The sequence below is a fragment of the Salipiger sp. CCB-MM3 genome, from assembly GCF_001687105.1.
In the GTDB taxonomy this organism is placed as follows: domain Bacteria; phylum Pseudomonadota; class Alphaproteobacteria; order Rhodobacterales; family Rhodobacteraceae; genus Salipiger.
On sequence record NZ_CP014596.1, the window covers coordinates 141,806 to 162,730 of the forward strand.

General features: G+C 64.8%; 18 protein-coding genes. 11 read left to right on the forward strand and 7 right to left on the reverse strand.

Going from position 1 to position 20,925, the window contains the following annotated elements; genetic code table 11:
• Window positions 1-55 precede the first annotated feature (55 nt).
• Window positions 56-1,321, reverse strand: coding sequence for a polyhydroxyalkanoate depolymerase (gene phaZ, locus AYJ57_RS14595; protein ID WP_066107497.1), 1,266 nt, complete (start codon window positions 1,319-1,321; stop codon window positions 56-58).
• Window positions 1,322-1,482: 161 nt separating this feature from the next.
• Here phaZ and AYJ57_RS14600 point away from each other — a divergent pair, with 161 nt between their 5' ends.
• On the forward strand, window positions 1,483-3,279 hold the full coding sequence (locus tag AYJ57_RS14600) for a PHA/PHB synthase family protein (protein WP_066107500.1): 1,797 nt from the start codon (window positions 1,483-1,485) through the stop codon (window positions 3,277-3,279).
• A 143-nt stretch (window positions 3,280-3,422) separates the two neighbouring features.
• Window positions 3,423-3,884 (forward strand): phasin family protein, encoded by a 462-nt coding sequence (locus AYJ57_RS14605; protein ID WP_066107502.1) that lies wholly within the window; start codon window positions 3,423-3,425, stop codon window positions 3,882-3,884.
• Between the two features lie 147 nt (window positions 3,885-4,031).
• On the opposite strand, the gene AYJ57_RS14610 is transcribed toward AYJ57_RS14605, so the two are convergent.
• From AYJ57_RS14610 to tldD, 6 genes are all read right to left on the reverse strand, one after another.
• Window positions 4,032-5,534 carry an SLC13 family permease gene (locus tag AYJ57_RS14610; RefSeq protein ID WP_066107503.1) on the reverse strand — a complete coding sequence of 501 codons (1,503 nt, stop codon included), beginning with the start codon at window positions 5,532-5,534 and terminating at the stop codon, window positions 4,032-4,034.
• A 172-nt stretch (window positions 5,535-5,706) separates the two neighbouring features.
• Window positions 5,707-6,333 carry a CoA transferase subunit B gene (locus tag AYJ57_RS14615; RefSeq protein WP_066107504.1) on the reverse strand — a complete coding sequence of 209 codons (627 nt, stop codon included), beginning with the start codon at window positions 6,331-6,333 and terminating at the stop codon, window positions 5,707-5,709.
• Window positions 6,333-7,037, reverse strand: coding sequence for a CoA transferase subunit A (locus AYJ57_RS14620; protein ID WP_066107507.1), 705 nt, complete (start codon window positions 7,035-7,037; stop codon window positions 6,333-6,335). The genes AYJ57_RS14615 and AYJ57_RS14620 overlap by 1 nt, the downstream gene beginning before the upstream one ends.
• Before the next feature lie 259 nt (window positions 7,038-7,296).
• Window positions 7,297-10,011 carry a type I DNA topoisomerase gene (topA, locus tag AYJ57_RS14625; RefSeq protein WP_066107510.1) on the reverse strand — a complete coding sequence of 905 codons (2,715 nt, stop codon included), beginning with the start codon at window positions 10,009-10,011 and terminating at the stop codon, window positions 7,297-7,299.
• A 165-nt stretch (window positions 10,012-10,176) separates the two neighbouring features.
• On the reverse strand, window positions 10,177-11,328 hold the full coding sequence (gene dprA / locus AYJ57_RS14630; protein WP_066107514.1) for a DNA-processing protein DprA: 1,152 nt from the start codon (window positions 11,326-11,328) through the stop codon (window positions 10,177-10,179).
• 167 nt (window positions 11,329-11,495) lie between these two features.
• Window positions 11,496-12,917 carry a metalloprotease TldD gene (tldD, locus tag AYJ57_RS14635; protein ID WP_066107517.1) on the reverse strand — a complete coding sequence of 474 codons (1,422 nt, stop codon included), beginning with the start codon at window positions 12,915-12,917 and terminating at the stop codon, window positions 11,496-11,498.
• A gap of 188 nt (window positions 12,918-13,105) precedes the next feature.
• Here tldD and coxB point away from each other — a divergent pair, with 188 nt between their 5' ends.
• The 9 genes from coxB (at window position 13,106) to AYJ57_RS14680 (ending at window position 20,890) form a co-directional block, all read left to right on the forward strand.
• Entirely contained in the window at window positions 13,106-13,987 is an 882-nt protein-coding gene (coxB, locus tag AYJ57_RS14640; protein WP_066107520.1) for a cytochrome c oxidase subunit II, read from the forward strand.
• A 68-nt stretch (window positions 13,988-14,055) separates the two neighbouring features.
• A complete protein-coding gene (gene cyoE / locus AYJ57_RS14645; protein WP_066107523.1) occupies window positions 14,056-15,033 on the forward strand; it encodes a heme o synthase in 978 nt (325 codons plus the stop codon).
• 2 nt (window positions 15,034-15,035) lie between these two features.
• A complete protein-coding gene (locus tag AYJ57_RS14650) occupies window positions 15,036-15,215 on the forward strand; it encodes a hypothetical protein (RefSeq protein WP_066107525.1) in 180 nt (59 codons plus the stop codon).
• Complete coding sequence (locus AYJ57_RS14655; RefSeq protein ID WP_066107528.1) at window positions 15,205-15,798, forward strand: cytochrome c oxidase assembly protein; 594 nt, start codon at window positions 15,205-15,207, stop codon at window positions 15,796-15,798. Before AYJ57_RS14650 ends, AYJ57_RS14655 begins: the two co-directional genes overlap by 11 nt.
• A 26-nt stretch (window positions 15,799-15,824) precedes the next feature.
• On the forward strand, window positions 15,825-16,625 hold the full coding sequence (locus AYJ57_RS14660; RefSeq protein WP_066107531.1) for a cytochrome c oxidase subunit 3: 801 nt from the start codon (window positions 15,825-15,827) through the stop codon (window positions 16,623-16,625).
• A 322-nt stretch (window positions 16,626-16,947) separates the two neighbouring features.
• A complete protein-coding gene (locus AYJ57_RS14665) occupies window positions 16,948-17,625 on the forward strand; it encodes an SURF1 family protein (protein ID WP_066107534.1) in 678 nt (225 codons plus the stop codon).
• Window positions 17,626-17,658: 33 nt separating this feature from the next.
• Entirely contained in the window at window positions 17,659-19,047 is a 1,389-nt protein-coding gene (gene thrC / locus AYJ57_RS14670; protein WP_066107538.1) for a threonine synthase, read from the forward strand.
• On the forward strand, window positions 19,044-20,306 hold the full coding sequence (locus tag AYJ57_RS14675) for a M16 family metallopeptidase (protein ID WP_066107541.1): 1,263 nt from the start codon (window positions 19,044-19,046) through the stop codon (window positions 20,304-20,306). Before thrC ends, AYJ57_RS14675 begins: the two co-directional genes overlap by 4 nt.
• Window positions 20,306-20,890, forward strand: coding sequence for a GNAT family N-acetyltransferase (locus tag AYJ57_RS14680; protein WP_066107544.1), 585 nt, complete (start codon window positions 20,306-20,308; stop codon window positions 20,888-20,890). Before AYJ57_RS14675 ends, AYJ57_RS14680 begins: the two co-directional genes overlap by 1 nt.
• Window positions 20,891-20,925 lie beyond the last annotated feature (35 nt).

Below are 20,925 nucleotides of genomic sequence, written 5' to 3' on the forward strand. Positions count from 1 at the left end.
GGGCCCTGCTGGGCCCCTTCCTTTTTCTGCGACGGCGCTGACGAGCGTGACGCCCTCAGGCCGCGTTGCTGTTCGCCGCCTTACGCGGAGCGTTGGAATTGCGGTCGATGAAATCGAGCACCAGCGGGCGGATGTTGCTACGCCAGCTGCGCCCGGCAAAGATACCGTAGTGGCCCGCGCCCGGCTCGAGGTGCTGGCCCTTCTTCGCATCCGGCAGCCCGGTGCAGAGATCGAGCGCGGCGACGCACTGACCCGGCGCCGAAATGTCGTCATTGGCGCCTTCGACGGTCATCACCGCCACATCGGTGATCTTGCCGATATCCACCTTGTGGCCATCCACGACGAAGTTGTTCGACGCGATCTCGCCGTTCTTGAAGATGCGCTCGACCGTCGAGAGGTAGAACTCGGCGGTCATGTCCATCACCGCCAGATATTCGTCGTAGAAGCGGTTGTGCGCGTCGTGATCGCTGGCTTCGCCGCGGCTCACCCGCATGATCTGATCGGTGAACGCCTTGGAGTGACGCTCGGCATTCATCGACATGAAGGACGCCAGCTGCAGCAGACCGGGATAGACCATCCGCCCGACGCCCGCATATTTGTAGCCGACGCGCTGGATCATCGTCTCTTCCAGCTGGCCCATGGTCACCCGGTGGCCGAAGTCGGTGACATCGGTGGGGGTCGCATTGGGGTCGATCGGCCCGCCGATCAGGGTCAGCGTGCGCGGCTGCGCGGCGGGCTCCAACTCGGCCAGATAGGCGGTGGCCGCCAGTGTCAGCGGTGCCGGCTGGCAGACCGCGATCACATTGGTGTCGGGCCCCAGCGCGCGCATGAAGTCCATGAGGTAAAGCGTGTAATCCTCGATATCGAACTTGCCCTCGCTCACCGGGATGTCGCGGGCGTTGTGCCAGTCGGTGACGTAAAGCTCGCAATCGGGCAGCAGCGAAACCGCGGTAGAGCGCAGCAGCGTCGCATAGTGGCCCGACATCGGGGCGACCAGCAGCACCTTGCGCGGTTTGGTGGGACGGCCCTGCACTTCGAAGTGCACCAGATCGCCAAAGGCGCGCTCGACCACGGTGCGCGGCTCAACCACATGGTCGCGGCCATCGGCGCAGGTGACGGTGCGAATGCCCCAGTCGGGTTTGACCACCATGCGCTCGAAAGTACGCTCAGTCACTTCTCCCCAAGCCGCCATCCAGCCGATCATCGGATTCGGCAATGCGGCAAAGGCGGGGTAGGACGCCATCGTCCGTGCCGTCGCCCCGAGCCACTGGTTGGTGTTCCGGAAGGTCTCCATCAGATCGTAAGTCGCCATTTGACGCATATCGCGTGTCTCCTGATGCGCGGTCCCGCCCGGCGCCCGGTCACTGCGTGCCTCCCGTCACTCAGTTTCCGCTGATCCGGCCTCGGATCAATTCGCCGCTTTGCCCCTCGCTGTACCGCCGTTATTCTGCAACAGGCCGAAAGTAGGGGGGATTCGACCTTATGACAACTACTCCGGGCACGGACATCACGTCAGACCGCGCACGACTCGAAGCCAATATTGAGAAGATCGAAGCCCTTTCTCAACGACTTCTGGAAGCAATTTCGCGACGTAAGCCGATCAATCCTGCGTTAAACGGGCCTGATCCGCTGCTCTATGGAAAAGCTGCGCAGGCCTACTGGCAGGAATGGATGCAGAACCCCGCGAAGGTGTTCGAGCAGCAGGTGGCCTACTGGGGCAAAGCCTTGTCCCACTATCTTGAGGCGCAGACCGCGCTGGCCGGTGGCCAGCTTGCTCCGCCCGAGGACACCGGCCCCAAGGACAAGCGATTCTCGAACCCGCTGTGGGACAGCCATCCCTATTTCAACTTCATCAAGCAGCAGTATCTGATCAGCGCCGAGGCGATCCACCGCTCGGTCGACGAGATCGCCGATCTGGACCCGAAGGAAAAGAAGCGCCTGCGCTACTTCGCGCGCCAGATCGTCGACATGATGGCGCCGACCAATTTCTTCGCCACCAACCCCGACGCGCTGCAGAAGGCGCTGGAAACAGAGGGCGAAAGCCTTGTGCTGGGGATGGAAAACCTCGTTGCGGACCTCGAGGCCAACAATGGCGAGCTGGTCGTAAGGCTCGCGGATGAGAACGCCTTCAAGCTTGGCGAGAACATCGCCACCGCCGAGGGCGAGGTGGTCTATCGCAACCGCATGATGGAGCTGATCCAGTACAAGCCCACCACCGAGAAGGTGCGCGAGACGCCGATCATCCTGTTCCCGCCGTGGATCAATAAGTATTACATCCTCGACCTCAAGCCGAAGAACAGCCTGATCCGCTACATCGTCGACCAGGGCTACACGCTCTATGTGGTCAGCTGGGTCAACGCCGACGAAAGCTACAGCGACGTCGGTCTCGAGGATTACATTCAGGACGGCTATCTCACGGCGATCGACCTCGTGCGCGAGATGTGCAAGGTCGAGCAAGTCAACGCGGTGGGTTACTGCATCGCGGGCACGACGCTGGCGCTGACGCTCTCGCTGCTCAAGCAGCGCGGCGAGAAGCCGGTGAAGTCGGCAACCTTCTTTACCACGTTGACCGATTTTTCCGATCAGGGTGAGTTCACCCCGTTCCTGCAGGATGATTTCGTCGACGGGATCGAGGCCGAGATCAATGCCAGCGGCATTCTGAAAAGTTTCATCATGTCGCGCACCTTCTCGTTCCTGCGCTCCACCGATCTCATCTACACGCCAGCCATCCGCAGCTACATGATGGGCGAGACGCCCCCAGCCTTCGATCTGCTCTATTGGAACGGCGACGGGGCCAACCTGCCGGGGCGGATGACCATCCAATACCTGCGCGGGCTGTGTCAGCAGAACCTCTTCTCGAAGGGCGAATTCGAGATTCTGGGCCATACGCTCGACATCAAGGACGTGGATGTGCCGCTGATGTCGATCGCCGCAGAGGGCGACCATATCGCCGCGTGGAAGGATTGCTACCGCGGTGTGCAGAAGATGGGCTCGCGCTCGAAAACCTTCGTGCTGTCGGAGTCGGGCCATATCGCCGGGATCGTGAACCCGCCGGACAAGCAGAAGTATGGTCACTACCTCAACCCCGACCTCAAGCTCTCGGCAGAGGACTGGCAGGCCAGCGCTGAGTTCCATGCCAAGGAGTCTTGGTGGCCGGTCTGGGAGGCGTGGCTGCGCAAAAAATCCGGCAAAATGGTGCCCGCACGAACGCCCGGCGATTCGTCTCACAGCCCGATTTGCCCGGCTCCGGGTGCCTATGTGCGTGTGAAGGCTGCTTAACGCAGCGTCAAAACAGGCACTTGCACGATTTTTCTGCAGCGCGGCAAAAATTCTTGAAATGCTGCGCTGCAGCATCCATATTGGTTTCAGCCGATAGTTAAGCGCGGGGTGGGCCCGCTAGGCTGAATACGGGAATTGAAAGAATGGCTAAGACTCAAGACTTCACCGCCATGATGAAGGACATGATGGGCGCGTTCCCCGTGGACACCAAAGCCATGGACGAAGCGTTCAAGACCTCTGCAACTCTGAACGAGAAGCTCTCGGCAGTTGCTCTCGAGGCCGCAGAGAAATCCACCGAGATTTCCGCCAAGTGGACCAAAGACACTCTGGCGAAGCTGACCGACATGTCGAAGGTCAAGAAAGAGCCGGCCGACTACGCCAAGGCGATGACCGATTTCGCCTCCGCACAGGCTGAAGTCGCCGCCGAAAACATGGCCGCCTTCGCCGAGATCGCGAAGAAGGTGCAGATGGACACCGTCGAGCTGATGATGGCCGCTGGCAAGGACTTCACCGAAGATGCCTCCGCCGCCGTCAAGAAGGCCACCGACGAGATGACCGCCGCCACCAAGAAGGCGACCACCACGGCAACTGCCGCGGCCAAGTAAGCCGGGTTTCGCCCCCTCTCCTTCCGGGGGCGACCCGCAATTGCGCCACTCCTCTCCTCCCAAGTATTTCCGGCGCAATGCGTAGGGCGGGCCTCCCAGGGCCCGCCCTTTTTCATGGCATCGTTCATGTCATCAGGGCGTTTCTCCTCAGACGCCGAAGACCGGCCCCGCCAGCAGCCGCATGGCCAGAAACACCACCACGACGCTCAGCAGGTTGATCACGATGCCCGCGCGCACCATGTCGCCCAGCGTCATCCGCTCGTAGGAGAAGACGATCGCGTTGGGCGGCGTCGCCACCGGCATCATGAAGGCCATCGAGGCTCCCAGCGCCACCGGCACCATCAGCCACTGCGGATCGACCCCAAGCCCAAGCGCCACCGCGCCGAGGATCGGCAGGAAGGTCGCGGTCGAGGCGGTGTTCGAGGTGATCTCGGTCAGGAAGATGATCGCCACGGCCACCACGAGGATCAGCAGCCAAAGGTTGATCCCCTGCAGCGCCGCCACGCGCCCGCCGATCCACTCTGCAAGCCCCGTGGCATCGAAGGCCCCCGCAAGGGCAAGCCCGCCGCCAAACAGCATCAGCACGCCCCAAGGCAGCGTGCGCGCCACGTTCCAGTCGATCACGAAACCGTCCTTGCGGCTCACCGGGATGGCAAAGAGCAACAGCGCCGCCGCCATGGCAATGCCGGAGTCGTTGATCGGCAGGTTCAGCGCGCCGCGGAACACCCAAGCCAGCGCCGCGAGGCCGAAGATCACCGCGACGATCTTCTCACCGCGCTCCATGCGCCCCAGCGCCGTGTATTCCTCGTCGATCACCGAACGCACATCGCCAAGGTTCAGATCCTTCATCGGGAACACCAGACGGGTCAGTACGAAAAAAGTCAGCGGCAGCATCACCAGCACCACCGGCACGCCGATCATCATCCATTGCAGAAAGCCGATCTCGACGCCGAAACTGTCGCCCATGAGCCCGGCCAGCAGCGCGTTGGGCGGCGTGCCGATCAGCGTGCCAACCCCGCCGATGGAGGCCGCATAGGCCACAGCCAGCATCAGCCCGACCCCAAAGTTGTGCACCAGCGCCTTGTCCTCGACCCGGCTGTCGATGAACTCGATGACGGAGACGCCCACCGCATACATCATCACCGCCGTCGCGGTGTTGGAGATCCACATCGACAGGAACGCCGTGGCCAGCATGAAGCCCAGCACGATGCGCTGCGGCGTGCTGCCGATCAGCCGCACGATGAACAGCGCGATACGCCGGTGCAGGCCCCAGCGCTGCATCCCGCCTGCAAGGATGAAACCGCCGAGGAAGAGGAAGATCAGGTGGTTGCCATAGCGCGCCGTCACCTCTCCGATCGGCTGGATGTCCAGCAGCGGCAGCATGACGATCGGCAAGAGCGCGGTGGCGGGCAGCGGCACCGCCTCGCTCAGCCACCAGATCACCATCCACAGCGTCAGCGCCACGAGGTGCCAGGCCACCAGCGGCATTTCGGGCGGAGCGGGCAGCATATAGACCAGCAGTGCCGCCAGAGGCCCCGCGATCAGCGCGGCGAGGCGCAGCGGCGAGATTTCTTCCACCGTGCTGTCCTGCGGCGGGTGGTTCGGGTTGGTTTGTGCCTGCAACTCGCGTTCGCTGGGGTCTGTGCGCATTCTCGGCTCCGCCATCGTGGTATGGTAGGTGCACCGGCTGCATCAGCTTTTGCAGGCAATGGCAAGTGGAGCGCCCTCAAAACTGCGCGAGACCGGGCCCGTGGCGGCATAGAAAAAGGCGCGGCCCCTGGGGACCGCGCCTTCAAATTCATTGCATCAGGGCCGCAGCGGCTCAATTGATGATGGTCGCCTCGGTGGCCGCGCGAAGCTCGTCCTCGGTCACGCCCTCGGCGGTCTCGACGATCTTCAGACCACCCTCGACCACGTCCAGCACGCCGAGGTTGGTGATGATCCGATCCACCACGCCCTTACCGGTCAGCGGCAGGGTGCATTCCTTCAGCAGCTTGCTGTCACCGTGCTTGTTGGTGTGGTCCATGACCACGATGACCCGGCCGACGCCCGCCACCAGATCCATCGCACCGCCCATACCCTTGACCAGCTTGCCGGGGATCATCCAGTTCGCCAGATCGCCGTTCTCGGCCACTTCCATGGCCCCAAGGATGGCCGCCGCGATCTTGCCGCCGCGGATCATCGCAAAGGACATGGAACTGTCGAAATACGACGTCTTGGGCAGTTCGGTGATCGTCTGCTTGCCGGCGTTGATGAGATCCGGATCCTCTTCGCCCTCATAGGGGAAGGGCCCCATGCCCAGCATGCCGTTCTCGGACTGCAGCGTGATTTCCTTGTCGCCGACGTAGTTGGCCACAAGCGTCGGGATGCCGATCCCGAGGTTCACATACATGCCGTCTTCGAGTTCCTCAGCCGCGCGCGCGGCCATCTGGTTACGATCCCAAGGCATTACGCTTCCTCCCGCTTGCGCGTGGTGCGCTGTTCGATCCGCTTCTCGTGCTCACCCTTGATGATGCGATGCACGAAGATGCCCGGCAGGTGGATGTGATCGGGGTCAAGCTCGCCCGGCTGCACGATCTCTTCCACTTCCATGACGCAGACCTTGCCGCACATGGCCGCCGGCGGGTTGAAGTTGCGTGCCGTCTTGCGGAACACGCAGTTGCCCGAGGTGTCGGCCTTCCACGCCTTGACGATGGACAGATCGGCAAAGATGCCCTCTTCGAGCACGTATTCCTCACCATTGAAGACCTTGGTCTCCTTGCCCTCGGCCACCACGGTGCCGACCCCGGTCTTGGTGTAGAACCCGGGGATGCCCGCACCGGCGGCGCGCATGCGCTCGGCCAGCGTGCCCTGCGGGTTGAACTCGAGCTCAAGCTCGCCCGACAGGTACTGGCGCATGAACTCGGCGTTCTCGCCCACGTAAGAGCTCATCATCTTCTTGATCTGCTTGGTGTCGAGCAACTTGCCGAGGCCGAAGCCATCCACGCCGCAGTTGTTCGACGCGATGGTCAGATCCTTGACGCCGCTGTCGACCATGGCGTCGATCAAGAGCTCGGGGATGCCGCAGAGCCCGAAGCCGCCCGCCGCGATGGTCATGCCATCAAACAGCAGCCCGTCCAGCGCCTCGGCGGCGGAGCCGTAAACTTTCTTCATTCCGTCCTCCCGAAAGAAAGAGTCTGCCTGACTTGTCACCCGCACCGCAGGCAGAGTCAACGAAGCCCCCCACCCGGAGACGCGCCTTCGCGCCAAGTCACCCTCGCACGCGCAGCAAAAAGGCGCCGCAGCGCAGCATAAGCTACTTCGTCTAGACAAAAATATCCCCGCCGGAGGCGCAAGAACGCAGCACCCGGACATAAGAAGGCCCGCGTCACGGGTGACGCGGGCCGATCTCAATCAAGATGTCGCGAGACGCTCAACCGTCGTCAGAGTCCTCAGCGGGAGCTTTTTTCGCCGCGGTCTTCTTCGCCGGAGCCTTCTTGGCGGTGGTCTTCTTCGCCGTGGTTTTCTTGGCCGCGGTCTTCTTGGGGGCCGCCTTCTTCTTGGTGCCTTTCTTGGCCGCCTTCTCGGCGATCAGTTCCAGCGCCTGCTCCATGGTGACGCTCTCGGGGTCCGTGTCCTTGGGCAGGGTCGCATTGACCTTCTCCCATTTCACATAAGGCCCGTAGCGCCCGTCAAAGATAGCGATCTTGCCGCCGTCCGGGTGATCGCCCAACTCCTTGAGTGCCTTGGCGGCAGCACGTCCTCGCCCGCCGGGGTTGGCGCGCTTCTCGGCCAGCATCTCGACGGCACGGTTCATGCCGATCTCGAAGACATCCGCCGGGTCCTTGAGGTTCACATAGGTCGGCTTCGCGTCATCGGGCAGCTGGTGCATGATGTAGGGGCCGAAGCGGCCGAAGTTCGACTTCACCGTTCCGCCCTCGGGGTGCTCGCCCACCTCGCGCGGCAGCGAGAGCAGAACCAGCGCCTTCTCCAGCGTCATGTCGTCCTTGGACCACCCCCGCGGCAGCGAAGCGCGCGGCGGTTTCTTGTTCTCCGGCGTCGGCTCGCCCCGCTGCACATAGGGGCCGAAACGCCCGGCCTTGAGCCAGATCTCGTCGCCCTGATCCTCGCCCAGCAACCGCTCGTCACCATCGGCACCCTCGCCCGCGATCGGGCGGGTGTAGGTGCATTCGGGGTAGTTGCCGCAGCCGACGAACCCGCCGGTGCGCGAGGTCTTCAGGTGCAGCTGGCCGGTGCCGCACTTGGGGCAGACGCGCGGGTCCGACCCGTCTTCGCGCGGCGGATAAAGCTGCGGCGCCAGCGCCTCGTCGAGCACGTCGAGCACCTCGGAGATGCGCAGCTCGGAGGTTTCAGAGATCGCCGCCGAGAAATCGCGCCAGAACTTGCCCAGCAGCGACTTCCAATCCATGTCGCCAGCCGAAACCTCATCGAGCTCGTTTTCCAGCTCTGCGGTGAACTCATAGCCCACGTATTTGCGGAAGAAATTGAGCAAGAAGATCGTGACGATCCGGCCCTTGTCCTCGGGGATCAGGCGGTTCTGCTCTTTCTTGACGTATTCGCGGTCTTGGATGGTGGTGATCACCGACGCATAGGTCGAGGGGCGCCCGATGCCCAGCTCTTCCATACGCTTGACCAGCGTCGCCTCGGTGTAGCGCGGCGGCGGCTGGGTGAAGCTCTGGGTGCCCAGAACGGCGCTGTTCTCGGCCAGCACCGCCGAGGGCCCCTTGGCCGTGCCCGGACGGTCGCTCGCGCGCTCGGCGGCCTTGTCGTATTGCGCCTTCAGGCCCGACTTGGCGAAAGCCGCCGGCTCGCCCTGCATGATCTGCGGCAGGCGCTTGTCGTCGTCATCCGCCACATCGTCGCGGCCTTCCTCGTAGATCTTCAAAAAGCCGTCGAAGGTGATAACCTGACCGGTGGCGCGCAGACCGACCTGCTGGTCGTCAGAGCCGATCTCCACCGTGGTGCGCTCGAGCTTGGCGGCCTCCATCTGACAGGCCAGCGTGCGCTTCCAGATCAGATCGTAGAGCTTGCGCTGATCGTCCTCGCGCAGCTTCAGTTCCGCCGCATCCTTGGTCATGTCGGTCGGGCGGATACATTCGTGCGCTTCCTGCGCGTTCTTCGCCTTGTTCTTGTAGATGCGCGGGCTGCCCGGCACGTATTCCTTGCCGAAACGATCGCCGATGGCCTCGCGGCAGGCGGTGACCGCCTCGGGCGCCATGTCGATGCCGTCGGTCCGCATATAGGTGATGTGCCCCGCCTCATAGAGCCGCTGCGCCGCGTTCATACAGGCGCGCGCGCCCATGCCGAACTTGCGGCTCGCCTCCTGCTGCAGGGTCGAGGTCATGAAGGGCGCCGAGGGGTTGCGGGTCGACGGTTTCGCCTCGACCGACAGCACCTTGAGCTTGCGCCCAGCCACCGCCTGCACCGCCATCTCGGCCTGCGTGGCATTCTCCAGATCATAGCGGTCGAGCTTTTTGCCGGCGAGCGCGGTCAGACGCGCCTCGAACTCCTGCCCGCGCGGCGTCTGCAGCAGCGCTTTCACCTGCCAGTATTCGCGCGGGTTGAAGGCTTCGATCTCCATCTCCCGCTCGACGATGAGTCGCAGACAGACCGACTGCACCCGCCCCGCCGAGCGCGCGCCCGGCAGTTTGCGCCAGAGCACCGGCGAGAGGTTGAAGCCCACGAGATAGTCGAGCGCGCGGCGGGCCAGATAGGCCTCCACCAGCGGCGCGTCGATGTCGCGCGGGTTCTGCATCGCCTCGGTGACGGCGGCCTTGGTGATCGCGTTGAAGGTGACCCGGCGAACCTCGGTGTCCTTCTTGATAGACCGGCGCTTGGTGAGCGCCTCTTTCAGGTGCCACGAGATGGCTTCGCCCTCGCGATCGGGGTCGGTCGCGAGAATGAGGGAGTTGTCGCTCTTCAGCGCCTCGGCGATCGCCGAGACGTGCTTGCGCGAGTCGTTGGCGATCTCCCATTTCATGTCAAAATCATGCTCGGTGTCGACCGAGCCATCCTTCGGAGGCAGGTCGCGCACGTGACCGTAAGAGGCGAGCACCGTGTAATCGGATCCCAAATACTTGTTGATTGTCTTGGCTTTGGCCGGGGATTCGACGACGACGACGGGCATTAATGAGACCTCATTGCAACGCTGTGCTCAAAACGGCTTGCCTGCCGCTATGGCGGCGCAAGATGTGGGGTGCAAGGGGGAAATGTCAATGCGGCCCCCAGCGTCGGCGGTGCGGCAACAGGGCAAGCGGCGTGGTTTCGGGCATCTCTGGGCCGCTGCGCAGGCCTAGCCCGACCGGCAGAGCAGGCCGCCCGGGCGCCGCTCCAGCCGCCCCTCAAGCTCGAGGTCGGTGAGCGCCGGGGCGATCTGCCCAACCGCGCCGCCCAGATCGCGGATCACCTGATCTTCGGGCACCGGGACCGGGCCGAGCCGGTCGAGAATGCGCTGATGCAGGGCGCGCGTCTCGGCCTGGCTATAGCGTTCGGGCGGCGCGGGCGGAATGGTCGGCAGCGCGTCATTGGGCGCGGGGTGCGGCGCGGCGCAGGGCACCGCCAGCGCCTCCAGCACATCCTCGGCATGGCGAACCAGCCGCGCGCCATCGCGCAAAAGCAGGTTGCAGCCCCCTGCCCGCCCGTCGAGCGGATGGCCGGGCACTGCCATCACCTCGCGCCCCTGATCGAGCGCGCAGCGCGCGGTGATCAACGAGCCCGATTTCACCGCCGCCTCGACCACCACCACACCCTGCGCCATGCCCGAGACGATGCGATTGCGCGTAGGGAAATGCCGCGCCTGCGGCTGCACACCCGGCGGCTGTTCCGACAGCAGGGCACCGCGCTCGCGGATCGCGCCGGCGAGCCGGATGTTTTCCTGCGGGTAGATCACGTCGACACCGCCCGCCATCACCGCGGCAGTGCCCTCCTCCAGCGCGGCGCCATGCGCCTCGGCATCGATGCCGCGCGCCAGTCCCGAGACGACGACCCAACCCGCCGCGGACAGATCACGCGCCAACAGCCGCGCCATGCGTGCGCCCAGCGAGGAGGCATTGCGCGCGCCGACGATTGCCACCGCCGGGCGGCTCAGCAGCCCCGGTCGTCCCATCACCCAGACGAAAGGCGGCGCATCGTCGAGCTCGGCCAGATGCGCGGGATAATCCGCCTCGCCGCGAAACAGCAGTGAAGCGCCCGCCCGCGCCCCGGCCGCCATTTCAGCGGCAACCACACCTTCGGGGCAGATGCGATAGTCCGAAACCCCGGCGGCGGCGGCCACCTCCGGCAGCGCCGCGAGCCCCGCAGATGCCGCGCCATGCTCGGCCATCAGCCGCCAGAAGGTGGTCGGCCCGACACGGCGCGAGCGCAAGAGACGGAGCCAGTCAAACCGCTCAGCTTCCGTGGTGGGTGGGAGTGGGGGGTGGGTGGAAGTCTGTGTGTGCCCGGTCATCCTGATCCCGTCGCTTGCAGAACCTCTCTAACAGATGAGTGGTTAATCAACGGTGAAGCACGAAAGACGCGGGGGGGGCCATCACAGCCCCCCTCGCTTCTTCTCTTCCCAAATACGCGGGTCCAAACCCCTCCGCCGCGCTGGCGCAGCCGCGGAGGCGCGGCGGCTCAACTGCCCGAGCCGCCCACGGTCAGCCCGCCGATCATCACCGTCGGCTGGCCCACGCCCACCGGCACCCATTGCCCCTGCTTACCGCAGTTGCCCATGCCCGGATCCAGCGCCATGTCGTTGCCGAGCGCCCGCACGTGCTGCAACGCGGTGGCGCCGTCGCCGATCAGCGTGGCACCCTTCACCGGCGCGCCGACCTTGCCGTCTTTCACCCGGTAAGCCTCGGTGCAGGAGAAGACGAATTTGCCATTGGTGATGTCCACCTGACCGCCGCCAAACCCGGTGGCCCAGATCCCGTCCTTGAGATCGGCCACGATGTCCTGCGGATCGGCGTCGCCGCCCTCCATGATCGTGTTGGTCATCCGCGGCATCGGCGCATGGGCATAGCTCTCACGGCGGCCATTGCCGGTGGCTTCGACGCCCATCAGCCGGGCGTTCTGCCGGTCCTGCATATAGCCCACGAGGATGCCGTCCTCGATCAGCACATTGCGCGCCGAGGGCGTGCCCTCGTCATCGACCGAGATCGAGCCGCGCCGGTCCGGCATGGTGCCGTCATCGACCACCGTGACCCCGGGCGCGGCGACGCGCTGGCCCATGAGCCCGGCAAAGGCCGAGCTGCCCTTGCGGTTGAAATCACCCTCCAGCCCGTGGCCCACCGCCTCATGCAGCAGAATGCCCGGCCAGCCCGGCCCGAGCACGATGTCCATGACGCCTGCCGGGGCATCCTCGGCGCGCAGGTTCACCAGCGCCACGCGCAGCGCTTCGCGCGCCTGCCCCTGCCACGTCGCGGGCTCCAGCAGCCCGTCCAGCAGGAACCGGCCACCGCCCGAGGCGCTGCCCTGCTCGCGGCGACCGTTCTCCTCGACGATCACGCTGACCGTCACACGGGTCATCGGGCGCGTGTCGCTGACCAGCCCGCCCTCGGGGCGCAGGATTGAAACCTCCTGACAGGAGGCGGCGATGGTCGCGGTGACCTGCACCACGCGGTTGTCGAGATCGCGGGTGAAGGCGTCGATCTCGCGCAGCGTATCGAGCTTCACCGCAAAGCTGTGCCCGGCAATCGGGTCGGCGTCGGTATAAATCTTGTGGTTGGTGCCTGCGGGCGGCGGAGCCAGCACGCCGCCGCCATCGCCCACCGCGAGCCGCGCGGTTTCCACGGCGCGCGAGATGGCCTTCTCCGAGATCTCGGTGGCATGGGCGTACCCGGCGACCTCGCCGCGCACCGCGCGCAGGCCGAAACCCTCGGAGGCGTCGTAGCTGGCGGTTCTGATTCGTCCGTCGTCGAGCACCAAAGCCTCGGCGCGACGCCTTTCAAGGAACAACTCACCGTCATCCGCGCCTGCGACAGCATTACGCAGCTGCGCAAGGGTGCGATCCAGGTCGAGGGCGGTTTCGAAGGGCCGGAACGGGCTTTCGCTCATAGGTATCTTCCTCTGGTATTTTGATCTGGATCAAAAAAGTGCGCTTTTGCCGCAAGCGTTCATCTTTATTTGAGGGACGCAATGTGCTTTTTAAAGAGCATATCTAGGGGAGGACTCTCTTCGGGCTGCGGTCCGGGGCTCATTCCTCCTGTCCGCAAGAGAAGAATGACAACCGGATCAGGTGATACATGCGTAAACTTTCTATGCTGGCAGGACTCATTTTCGGCGTGACCGCCGCGCCCGCGATGGCGCAGGACTCGCTGGAACTGGTCGGCCACCCGCAGGCAGGCGGAATCGGCTTCCAGCCAGCCTCGACAGAGCTGGCCCGTGACCTTCAGTGGCTCGACGGCATGCTGCTCGTGATCATCACCGCGATCTGCATCTTCGTCATTGCACTGCTGGCCTACGCCGTGGTCCGCTTCAATGCCAAGAAGAACCCCAACCCGAAAAGCTTCACCCACAACTCGCCGCTGGAAATCGCATGGACGCTTGGCCCCATCGTGATCCTGGTGGTGATCGGTGCCTTCTCGCTGCCGGTGCTGTTCAAGCAGCAGGAAATCCCCGAAGGCGACATCGTGATCAAGGTCACCGGGTATCAGTGGTACTGGGGCTATGAATATGTCGGCACCGATCTGGCCTATGACAGCTACATGATCGGCGCCCCGGCCACCGGCGGCGACAACCGTTTCAACGCGGATGTCTCGGCGCAGCTGCAAGAAGCGGGCTACAGCGACAGCGAATTCCTTCTGGCCACCGACAGCGCCGTTGTTGTGCCGGTCGGCAAGACCGTGGTGATGCAGGTCACGGGCGCCGATGTGATCCACTCCTGGACCATCCCGGCCTTCGGTGTGAAACAGGACGCCGTGCCCGGCCGCATCGCCGAGCTGTGGTTCAAACCCGAGCGTGAAGGCGTGTTCTTCGGCCAATGCTCGGAACTCTGTGGCATCAGCCACGCTTACATGCCGATCACCGTCAAGGTGGTCAGCCAGGAAGCCTATGACGCCTGGCTCGCCGCATCGCAGGAAGATGGCGGCTATCTGGATGTGCGCGAGTTCCTCGCCGCTTCCTGATCCTTTGAAACAAGGCGGCGCGCCCCGAGGAGGAGGGCGCGTCGCCACAAGCTGAATCGAGACCGGAAATGAGCGACCTCACCACCAACACGGCAGCCCCCGCGGCACGCGCCTCCGAATACGACGCGCAGTTCGGCGATTACTTCGCCCTGCTCAAGCCGCGCGTCATGACTCTGGTGGTGTTCACCGCCTTCGTAGGCCTGCTGGCGGCCCCGGTCCCGGTCCATCCGTTCATCGGTTTCTGCGCCGTGCTGTTCATCGCCGTCGGCGGCGGTGCCTCGGGCGCGCTCAACATGTGGTGGGACGCAGACATCGACGCGGTGATGAAGCGCACGGTCAAGCGGCCGATCCCCTCGGGCCGGGTGCAGCCCGGCGAAGCGCTGGCCATCGGCCTCGCGCTCTCGGCCTTCTCCTGCGTCTTCCTCGCGCTCGCCACCAATATTCTCGCCGGCGCGCTGCTGGCCTTCACCATTTTCTTCTATGTCGTGATCTACACCATGTGGCTGAAGCGCTCGACACCGCAGAACATCGTCATCGGCGGCGCCGCGGGCGCCTTCCCCCCGATGATCGGCTGGGCCGCGGCAACCGGCTCGGTGAGCATCGAGGCGGTGCTGATGTTCTGCCTGACCTTCATGTGGACGCCGCCGCACTTCTGGGCGCTCGCGCTCTTCATGCGCTCGGATTACGACGACGCCAATGTGCCGATGCTGACGGTCACCCATGGCCGCCGCTCGACCCGCGTGCATATCCTCGTCTACACCGTGCTGCTCGCCGCTCTGGCCATCGGCACCGGCTTCACCTCGGTCGGCGGGCCGGTCTATCTGGCCGTGGCCCTGGTGCTGAACGCGCTCTTCCTGAAGGGCGCATGGAACATCTTCCGCCGCGACGAGACCATGTCCGAGGCGGACAACTTCAAGACCGAGAGGAGCTTCTTCAAGCTCTCGCTGCTGTATCTCTTCGCCCATTTCGGCGCGATCCTGGTGGAAGCCGGGCTCGACCGTTTCGGCATAGACCTGGCGCTCGGCGGCTGGACCATCGGAGGCTGAGAATGGGCATCGCGCACGAACACGAACTGCACCAGCGGCGCCGGGGCCGCAACATCGGCGTCGGGCTGGTGCTGGCGGCCTTCATCGCCATCGTTTTCGGCATGACCATCGTCAAGATCGGCAGCGGAGACTACGCGTCGACGCCCGAGCTGCAAAGCAGCGAGGCCGCTAATGGCAACTAAGGGCACCACCAGAACCCTCTGGGCGCTGATCGGCGTGGTCGTCTTCATGGGCGCCATGGCCTGGGCAGCGGTGCCGTTCTACAACTGGTTCTGCCGGGTCACCGGCTATGGCGGCACGACCAATGTCGCCACCGGCGCCTCTTCGGGCGTGCTCGACCAGACCATCAAGATCCGCTTCGACGCCTCGAAGGAACGCGGCATGCCGTGGGACTTCAAACCGATGCAGACCGAGATGACCCTGCGTATCGGCGAGGACGGGCTGGCCTTCTATGAGGCCTACAACCCCACCGACCGCCCGATCGCCGGGCAGGCCGCCTATAACGTCGCGCCCTTCGATGCCGGCGCGTATTTCAACAAGATCGAATGCTTCTGCTTCACCGAGCAGGTGCTGATGCCCGGCGAGCGGGTGGAAATGCCGGTGAGCTTTTACGTCGACCCCGAGATCGTCAACGATCCCGACGCGAAGTTCGCCAAGCACATCACGCTCAGCTACACTTTCTACGAGATCGACCTGCCAGAGGAGACTTTGGAGGAGACACAGGCCGCTCTCGACACGAAACCGGACGAAAGCTCCGTGAACTGACCGCCTGACCAACGAGGGATAACGAGATGGCGCATGCTAAGAACCACGACTACCACATATTGCCCCCATCCGCCTGGCCGCTGATCGGCTCGGCCTCGGCCTTCGTTATGCTCTTCGGGGCGGTGCTGTGGATGCACGACAGCGGACCGTGGATCTTCCTCGCGGGCTTTGTCGGCGTGCTTTACACGATGTTCGGCTGGTGGTCCGAGGTGGTGGTCGAAAGCCGCGTCGGCGATCACACCCCGGTGGTGCAGATCGGCCTGAAGTACGGCTTCATCCTCTTCATCATGTCCGAGGTGATGTTCTTCCTGGCCTGGTTCTGGTCGTTCTTCAAACACGCGCTCTACCCGATGGGCCCGAACAGCCCGGCGGTCGACGGCGTCTGGCCGCCGGCTGGAATCGAGACCTTCGATCCCTGGCACCTGCCGCTGATCAACACGCTGATCCTGCTCTGCTCGGGCGCCGCCGTCACTTGGGCGCACCACGCGCTGGTGCATGAGAACAACCGCGAAGACATGAAGTGGGGCCTGACCATCGGCATCGCGCTTGGCGTGCTCTTCACCGTGTTCCAGGCCTATGAGTACAGCCACGCGGCCTTTGGCTTCTCGGGCAACATCTACGGCGCCAACTTCTTCATGGCGACGGGCTTTCACGGCATGCATGTGATCATCGGCACGATCTTCCTCTTCGTGTGCCTGCTGCGCCTGATGCGCGGCGATTTCACCCCCGACAAACACGTCGGCTTCGAAGCCGCCGCCTGGTACTGGCACTTCGTCGACGTGGTGTGGCTGTTCCTCTTCGCCTCAATCTACATCTGGGGCGGCTGAGCCGAGCCCGCGACCTCGTTGCAGACTGCACCGCAGACGCCCGCCCCCTTGGCGGGCGTCTCGCGTTCGGTGACGCCGCCGCCCGTGGCCGGCGCCCCGCCGTGCGTATTTGGAAAGAGAAGAAGACCGGGCGCGGGTGCTTCTTCTCTTTCCAAATACGCCGGGGTGAATGCGGCGCAGCCGCAGAGGGGCAGCGCCCCTTCTTCCGATGCCAGCCCTTTTCGCCTTGCAACGCGGCAGCAATCGCGCCTTGATGTGCCCCGCGCTGAGGCGCTAAAGCAGGCGGGACGCGCCAGCGCCCTGAACCCGGACCCGGACTTACTTGACCCGCTACCTCGCCCCCCTCCTCTTTGGCCTGATCGGCGCCGCGATCCTGATATCGCTCGGCAGCTGGCAGCTGCGCCGCCTGGAGTGGAAAGAGGCGGTTCTGGCCGATATCGACGCGCGCATCGAAGGCGAGGCGCAGCCTTTGCCCACGCTGATCTCGCCGACCGAGCAGCGCTATATGCCGGTGGCGCTCAAGGGCGAGATCCTGCCCGGCGAGATCCGCGTGCTGGTCAGCCAGAAACAGGTGGGCGCAGGCTACCGGATCATCTCGCCCTTCCGCACCGAGGGCGGGCGGCTGATCTTGCTGGACCGCGGTTTCACCGCCAGCGCGCAGAAGGACGCCATCCGCTACACCGGCCCCGCCGAGGCGACGGGCAATCTACACTGGCCCGACGAGCGCAACAGCTCGACCCCCGAGAACGATATCACCGGCAACATCTGGTTCGCCCGCGATATCGGAGCGATGGCTGAAGAGCTGCAGACCGAGCCTCTGCTCGTCGTGGCGCGCAGCACCAGCCCCGGCGATCCCGACATCCAGCCGCTGCCGGTCAGCCGCAACGGCATCCCGAACGATCACCTGCAATATGCCATCACCTGGTTCTCGCTGGCCGTGGTGTGGCTGATCATGACCGGCTATTACATCCGCCGGCAGTCCAAGACAGGAAAGGCCTGAGCCCCCATGAGCCCCCAGAGCCCCCAGCCCCCTATGCGCTATATCTCCACCCGCGGCAAAGCCCCGGCGCTCAACTTCGAAGAGGCCATGCTGTCCGGCCTCGCCCGTGACGGCGGCCTCTATGTGCCCGAGACCGTGCCGGTGATGACCCCCGGCGACATCCGCGCGCTGAACGGCCTGTCCTACGAGGAAGTGGCCTTCCGCGTCATGCGCCCCTTCGTTGGCGACAGCTTCAGCGACGAGACCTTTGGCGATCTGATCTCCAAGGCCTATGCCGGATTCGGCCACAACGCCCGCGCGCCGCTGGTGCAGCTGGCGCCGAACCACTTCCTGCTGGAGCTTTTCCACGGGCCGACGCTGGCGTTCAAAGACTTCGCCATGCAGCTCATCGGCCAGCTCTTCCAAGAGGCGCTGACGCGCCGCGGCGAGCGGGTGACCATCGTCGGCGCCACCTCGGGCGACACCGGCTCGGCAGCGATCGAGGCCTTCAAGGGGCTCGACGCGGTGGATGTCTTCATCCTCTTCCCGCATGGCCGCGTCTCGGAGGTGCAGCGCCGCCAGATGACCACGCCGTCCGAGGCCAACGTGCACGCACTGGCGCTCGACGGGCATTTCGACGACTGTCAGGCCAAGCTCAAGGATATGTTCAACGATTTCGCCTTCCGCGACGAAGTGCGGCTGGCGGGCGTGAACTCGATCAACTGGGCGCGGGTGCTGGCGCAGGTCGTCTACTACTTCTCGTCGGCGGTCTCGCTCGGCGCGCCCGACCGCAAGGTCAGCTTCACCGTGCCCACCGGCAATTTCGGCGACATCTTCGCGGGCTATATCGCCAAGAAGATGGGCCTGCCGATCGACCGGCTGGTGGTGGCCACCAACCAGAACGACATTCTGCACCGCTGCCTCTCGACCGGCGATTACCAGACCTCGGAAGTGCACCCGTCGATCAGCCCCTCGATGGACATTCAGGTCAGTTCCAACTTCGAGCGCGCGCTCTTTGATGCCTACGGGCGCGATGGTGCCGCCGTGGGCCAGCTGATGGACGAGCTGAAGGCGGGCGGCTTCCATGTGAGCCAGGGCGCGCTGCAGGCGCTGCGCGAGGATTTCGAGAGTGGCCGCGCCTCGGAAGAGGACACGCTGGCCACGATCGCCGGGGCCAACAAGACCATGGGCGAGCTTCTCTGCCCCCATTCCGCCATCGGTGTGAAGGTCGCCGAAGAGCATCGCACGCCCGCCGTGCCGATGATCACGCTTGCCACCGCGCATCCAGCGAAATTCCCCGACGCCGTGGAAAAGGCCAGCGGCATCCGCCCGCCCCTGCCCGAGCGCATGGGCGACCTCTTTGATCGCGAAGAGCGCGTGACCCGCGTGCCCAACGACCTTTCCGCCCTCGAAACCCTGATCCGGGAGCGTATCGCCAAGTGACCGTGCAACTGACCACCCTCAAGAACGGCTTTCGCATCGTCTCCGAGCAGATGCCGGGCCTGCAATCCTCCACCCTCGGGATCTGGGTGACCGCTGGCGGCCGCAACGAGCGGCTGGAACAGAACGGCATCGCCCATTTCCTCGAACATATGGCGTTCAAGGGCACCAAGACCCGCACCGCGCTGCAGATCGCCGAGGCGATCGAGGACGTGGGCGGCTATATCAACGCCTATACCTCGCGCGAGGTGACCGCCTATTACGCCCGCGTTCTGGAGCAGGACTGCAAGCTGGCGATGGATGTCATCGGCGACATCCTTCTGAACCCGATCTTCGAGCCCAAGGAGATCGAGACCGAGCGCCACGTGATCCTGCAGGAGATCGGTCAGGCGCTGGACACACCCGACGACGTGATCTTCGACTGGCTGCAAGAACGCGCCTATAGCGATCAGGCGCTGGGGCGCACGATCCTTGGCGAAGAGGCCAATGTGCGCAGCTTCGGGCGCGACGATCTGGCGACCTTCGTGGCCGAGCAATACGGGCCGGGGCAGATGATCCTCTCGGCAGCTGGGTCGGTGGATCACGACGCGCTGGTGGCGCAGGCCGAGGCGCTCTTTGGCGGTATGGTCGCCCGCTCGGCGCCGGATCTGGAGCACGCGAAATTCACCGGCGGCGAGATCCGCCGCGAGAAGACCCTCGAACAGGCGCATATGGCGCTGGCATTCGAAGGTCCGGGCTATCGCGATCCGAACTTCTACACCGCGCAGATCTATTCGATCGCGCTTGGTGGCGGCATGTCCTCGCGGCTGTTTCAGGAAATCCGCGAAAAGCGGGGCCTGTGCTACACGATCTTCTCGCAGACCGGCGCCTATGCCGAGACCGGGCTCAACACGATCTACGCCGGCACCTCGGGCGAAGAGGTCGGTGCGCTGGCGCGGCTGACCATCGACGAGATGAAGCGCGCCGCCGACGACATGAGCCCCGAAGAGGTCGCCCGCGCCCGCGCGCAGATGAAGGCCGGGCTGCTCATGGGGCTGGAAAGCTCGTCGAGCCGCGCCGAGCGCATGGCCCGCATGGTGCAGATCTGGGGCAAGGTGCCGCCGATCGAAGAGACGGTCGAGAAGATCGACAATGTGACCACCGGCGACGTCCGCGACTTCGCCGAGCAGGTGGCCACCGACGCGCCCGCGGCGCTGGCGCTCTACGGGCCGGTGGCCGGGGCGCCGGGGCTGGACGACCTTCAGGCGCAGCGGGCAGCCTGATGCTGGGGCGGCGGCGGAAGTTCAGGCTCGACACCGAGCGTCTGATCCTGCGGCCGCCGATGCATGGCGATTTCAACGCCTGGGTGGCGCTGCGGCTCGAGAGCAAGGATTACCTCACCCCCTGGGAGCCCTCCTGGGCAGAGGATCATCTCTCGCGCCGCGCCTTCACCAACCGCGTCTACTGGGCCAATCGCTCGATCATCGGCGGCACCGCGGTGCCGCTGTTCCTCGTCCGGCGCGAGGACTCGGTGCTGGTGGGCGCGATCACCCTCGACAACATCCGCCGCGGGCCGGCGCAGTCGGGCACGCTGGGCTATTGGACCGGCCTGCCCTTTGCCCGGCATGGCTACATGCGCGAGGCCATCGCGTCGCTGGTGCATCACGCCTTCACCCAGATGGACCTCAGCCGCATCGAGGCCGCCTGCCTGCCGGAAAACGTCGCCTCGCGTGGGCTCTTGGAAAGCTCCGGCTTCAAGTATGAGGGCGTGGCCCAAAGCTACCTGCAGATCAACGGTCGCTGGCGCACCCATGTGCTTTACAGCTCGCTGCGGCTCGACCGGCGCGGCCGCACGCAGGTCGGCTGAGCGCATCCTCGCGCTGCCCAAAGCTTACCCCACGT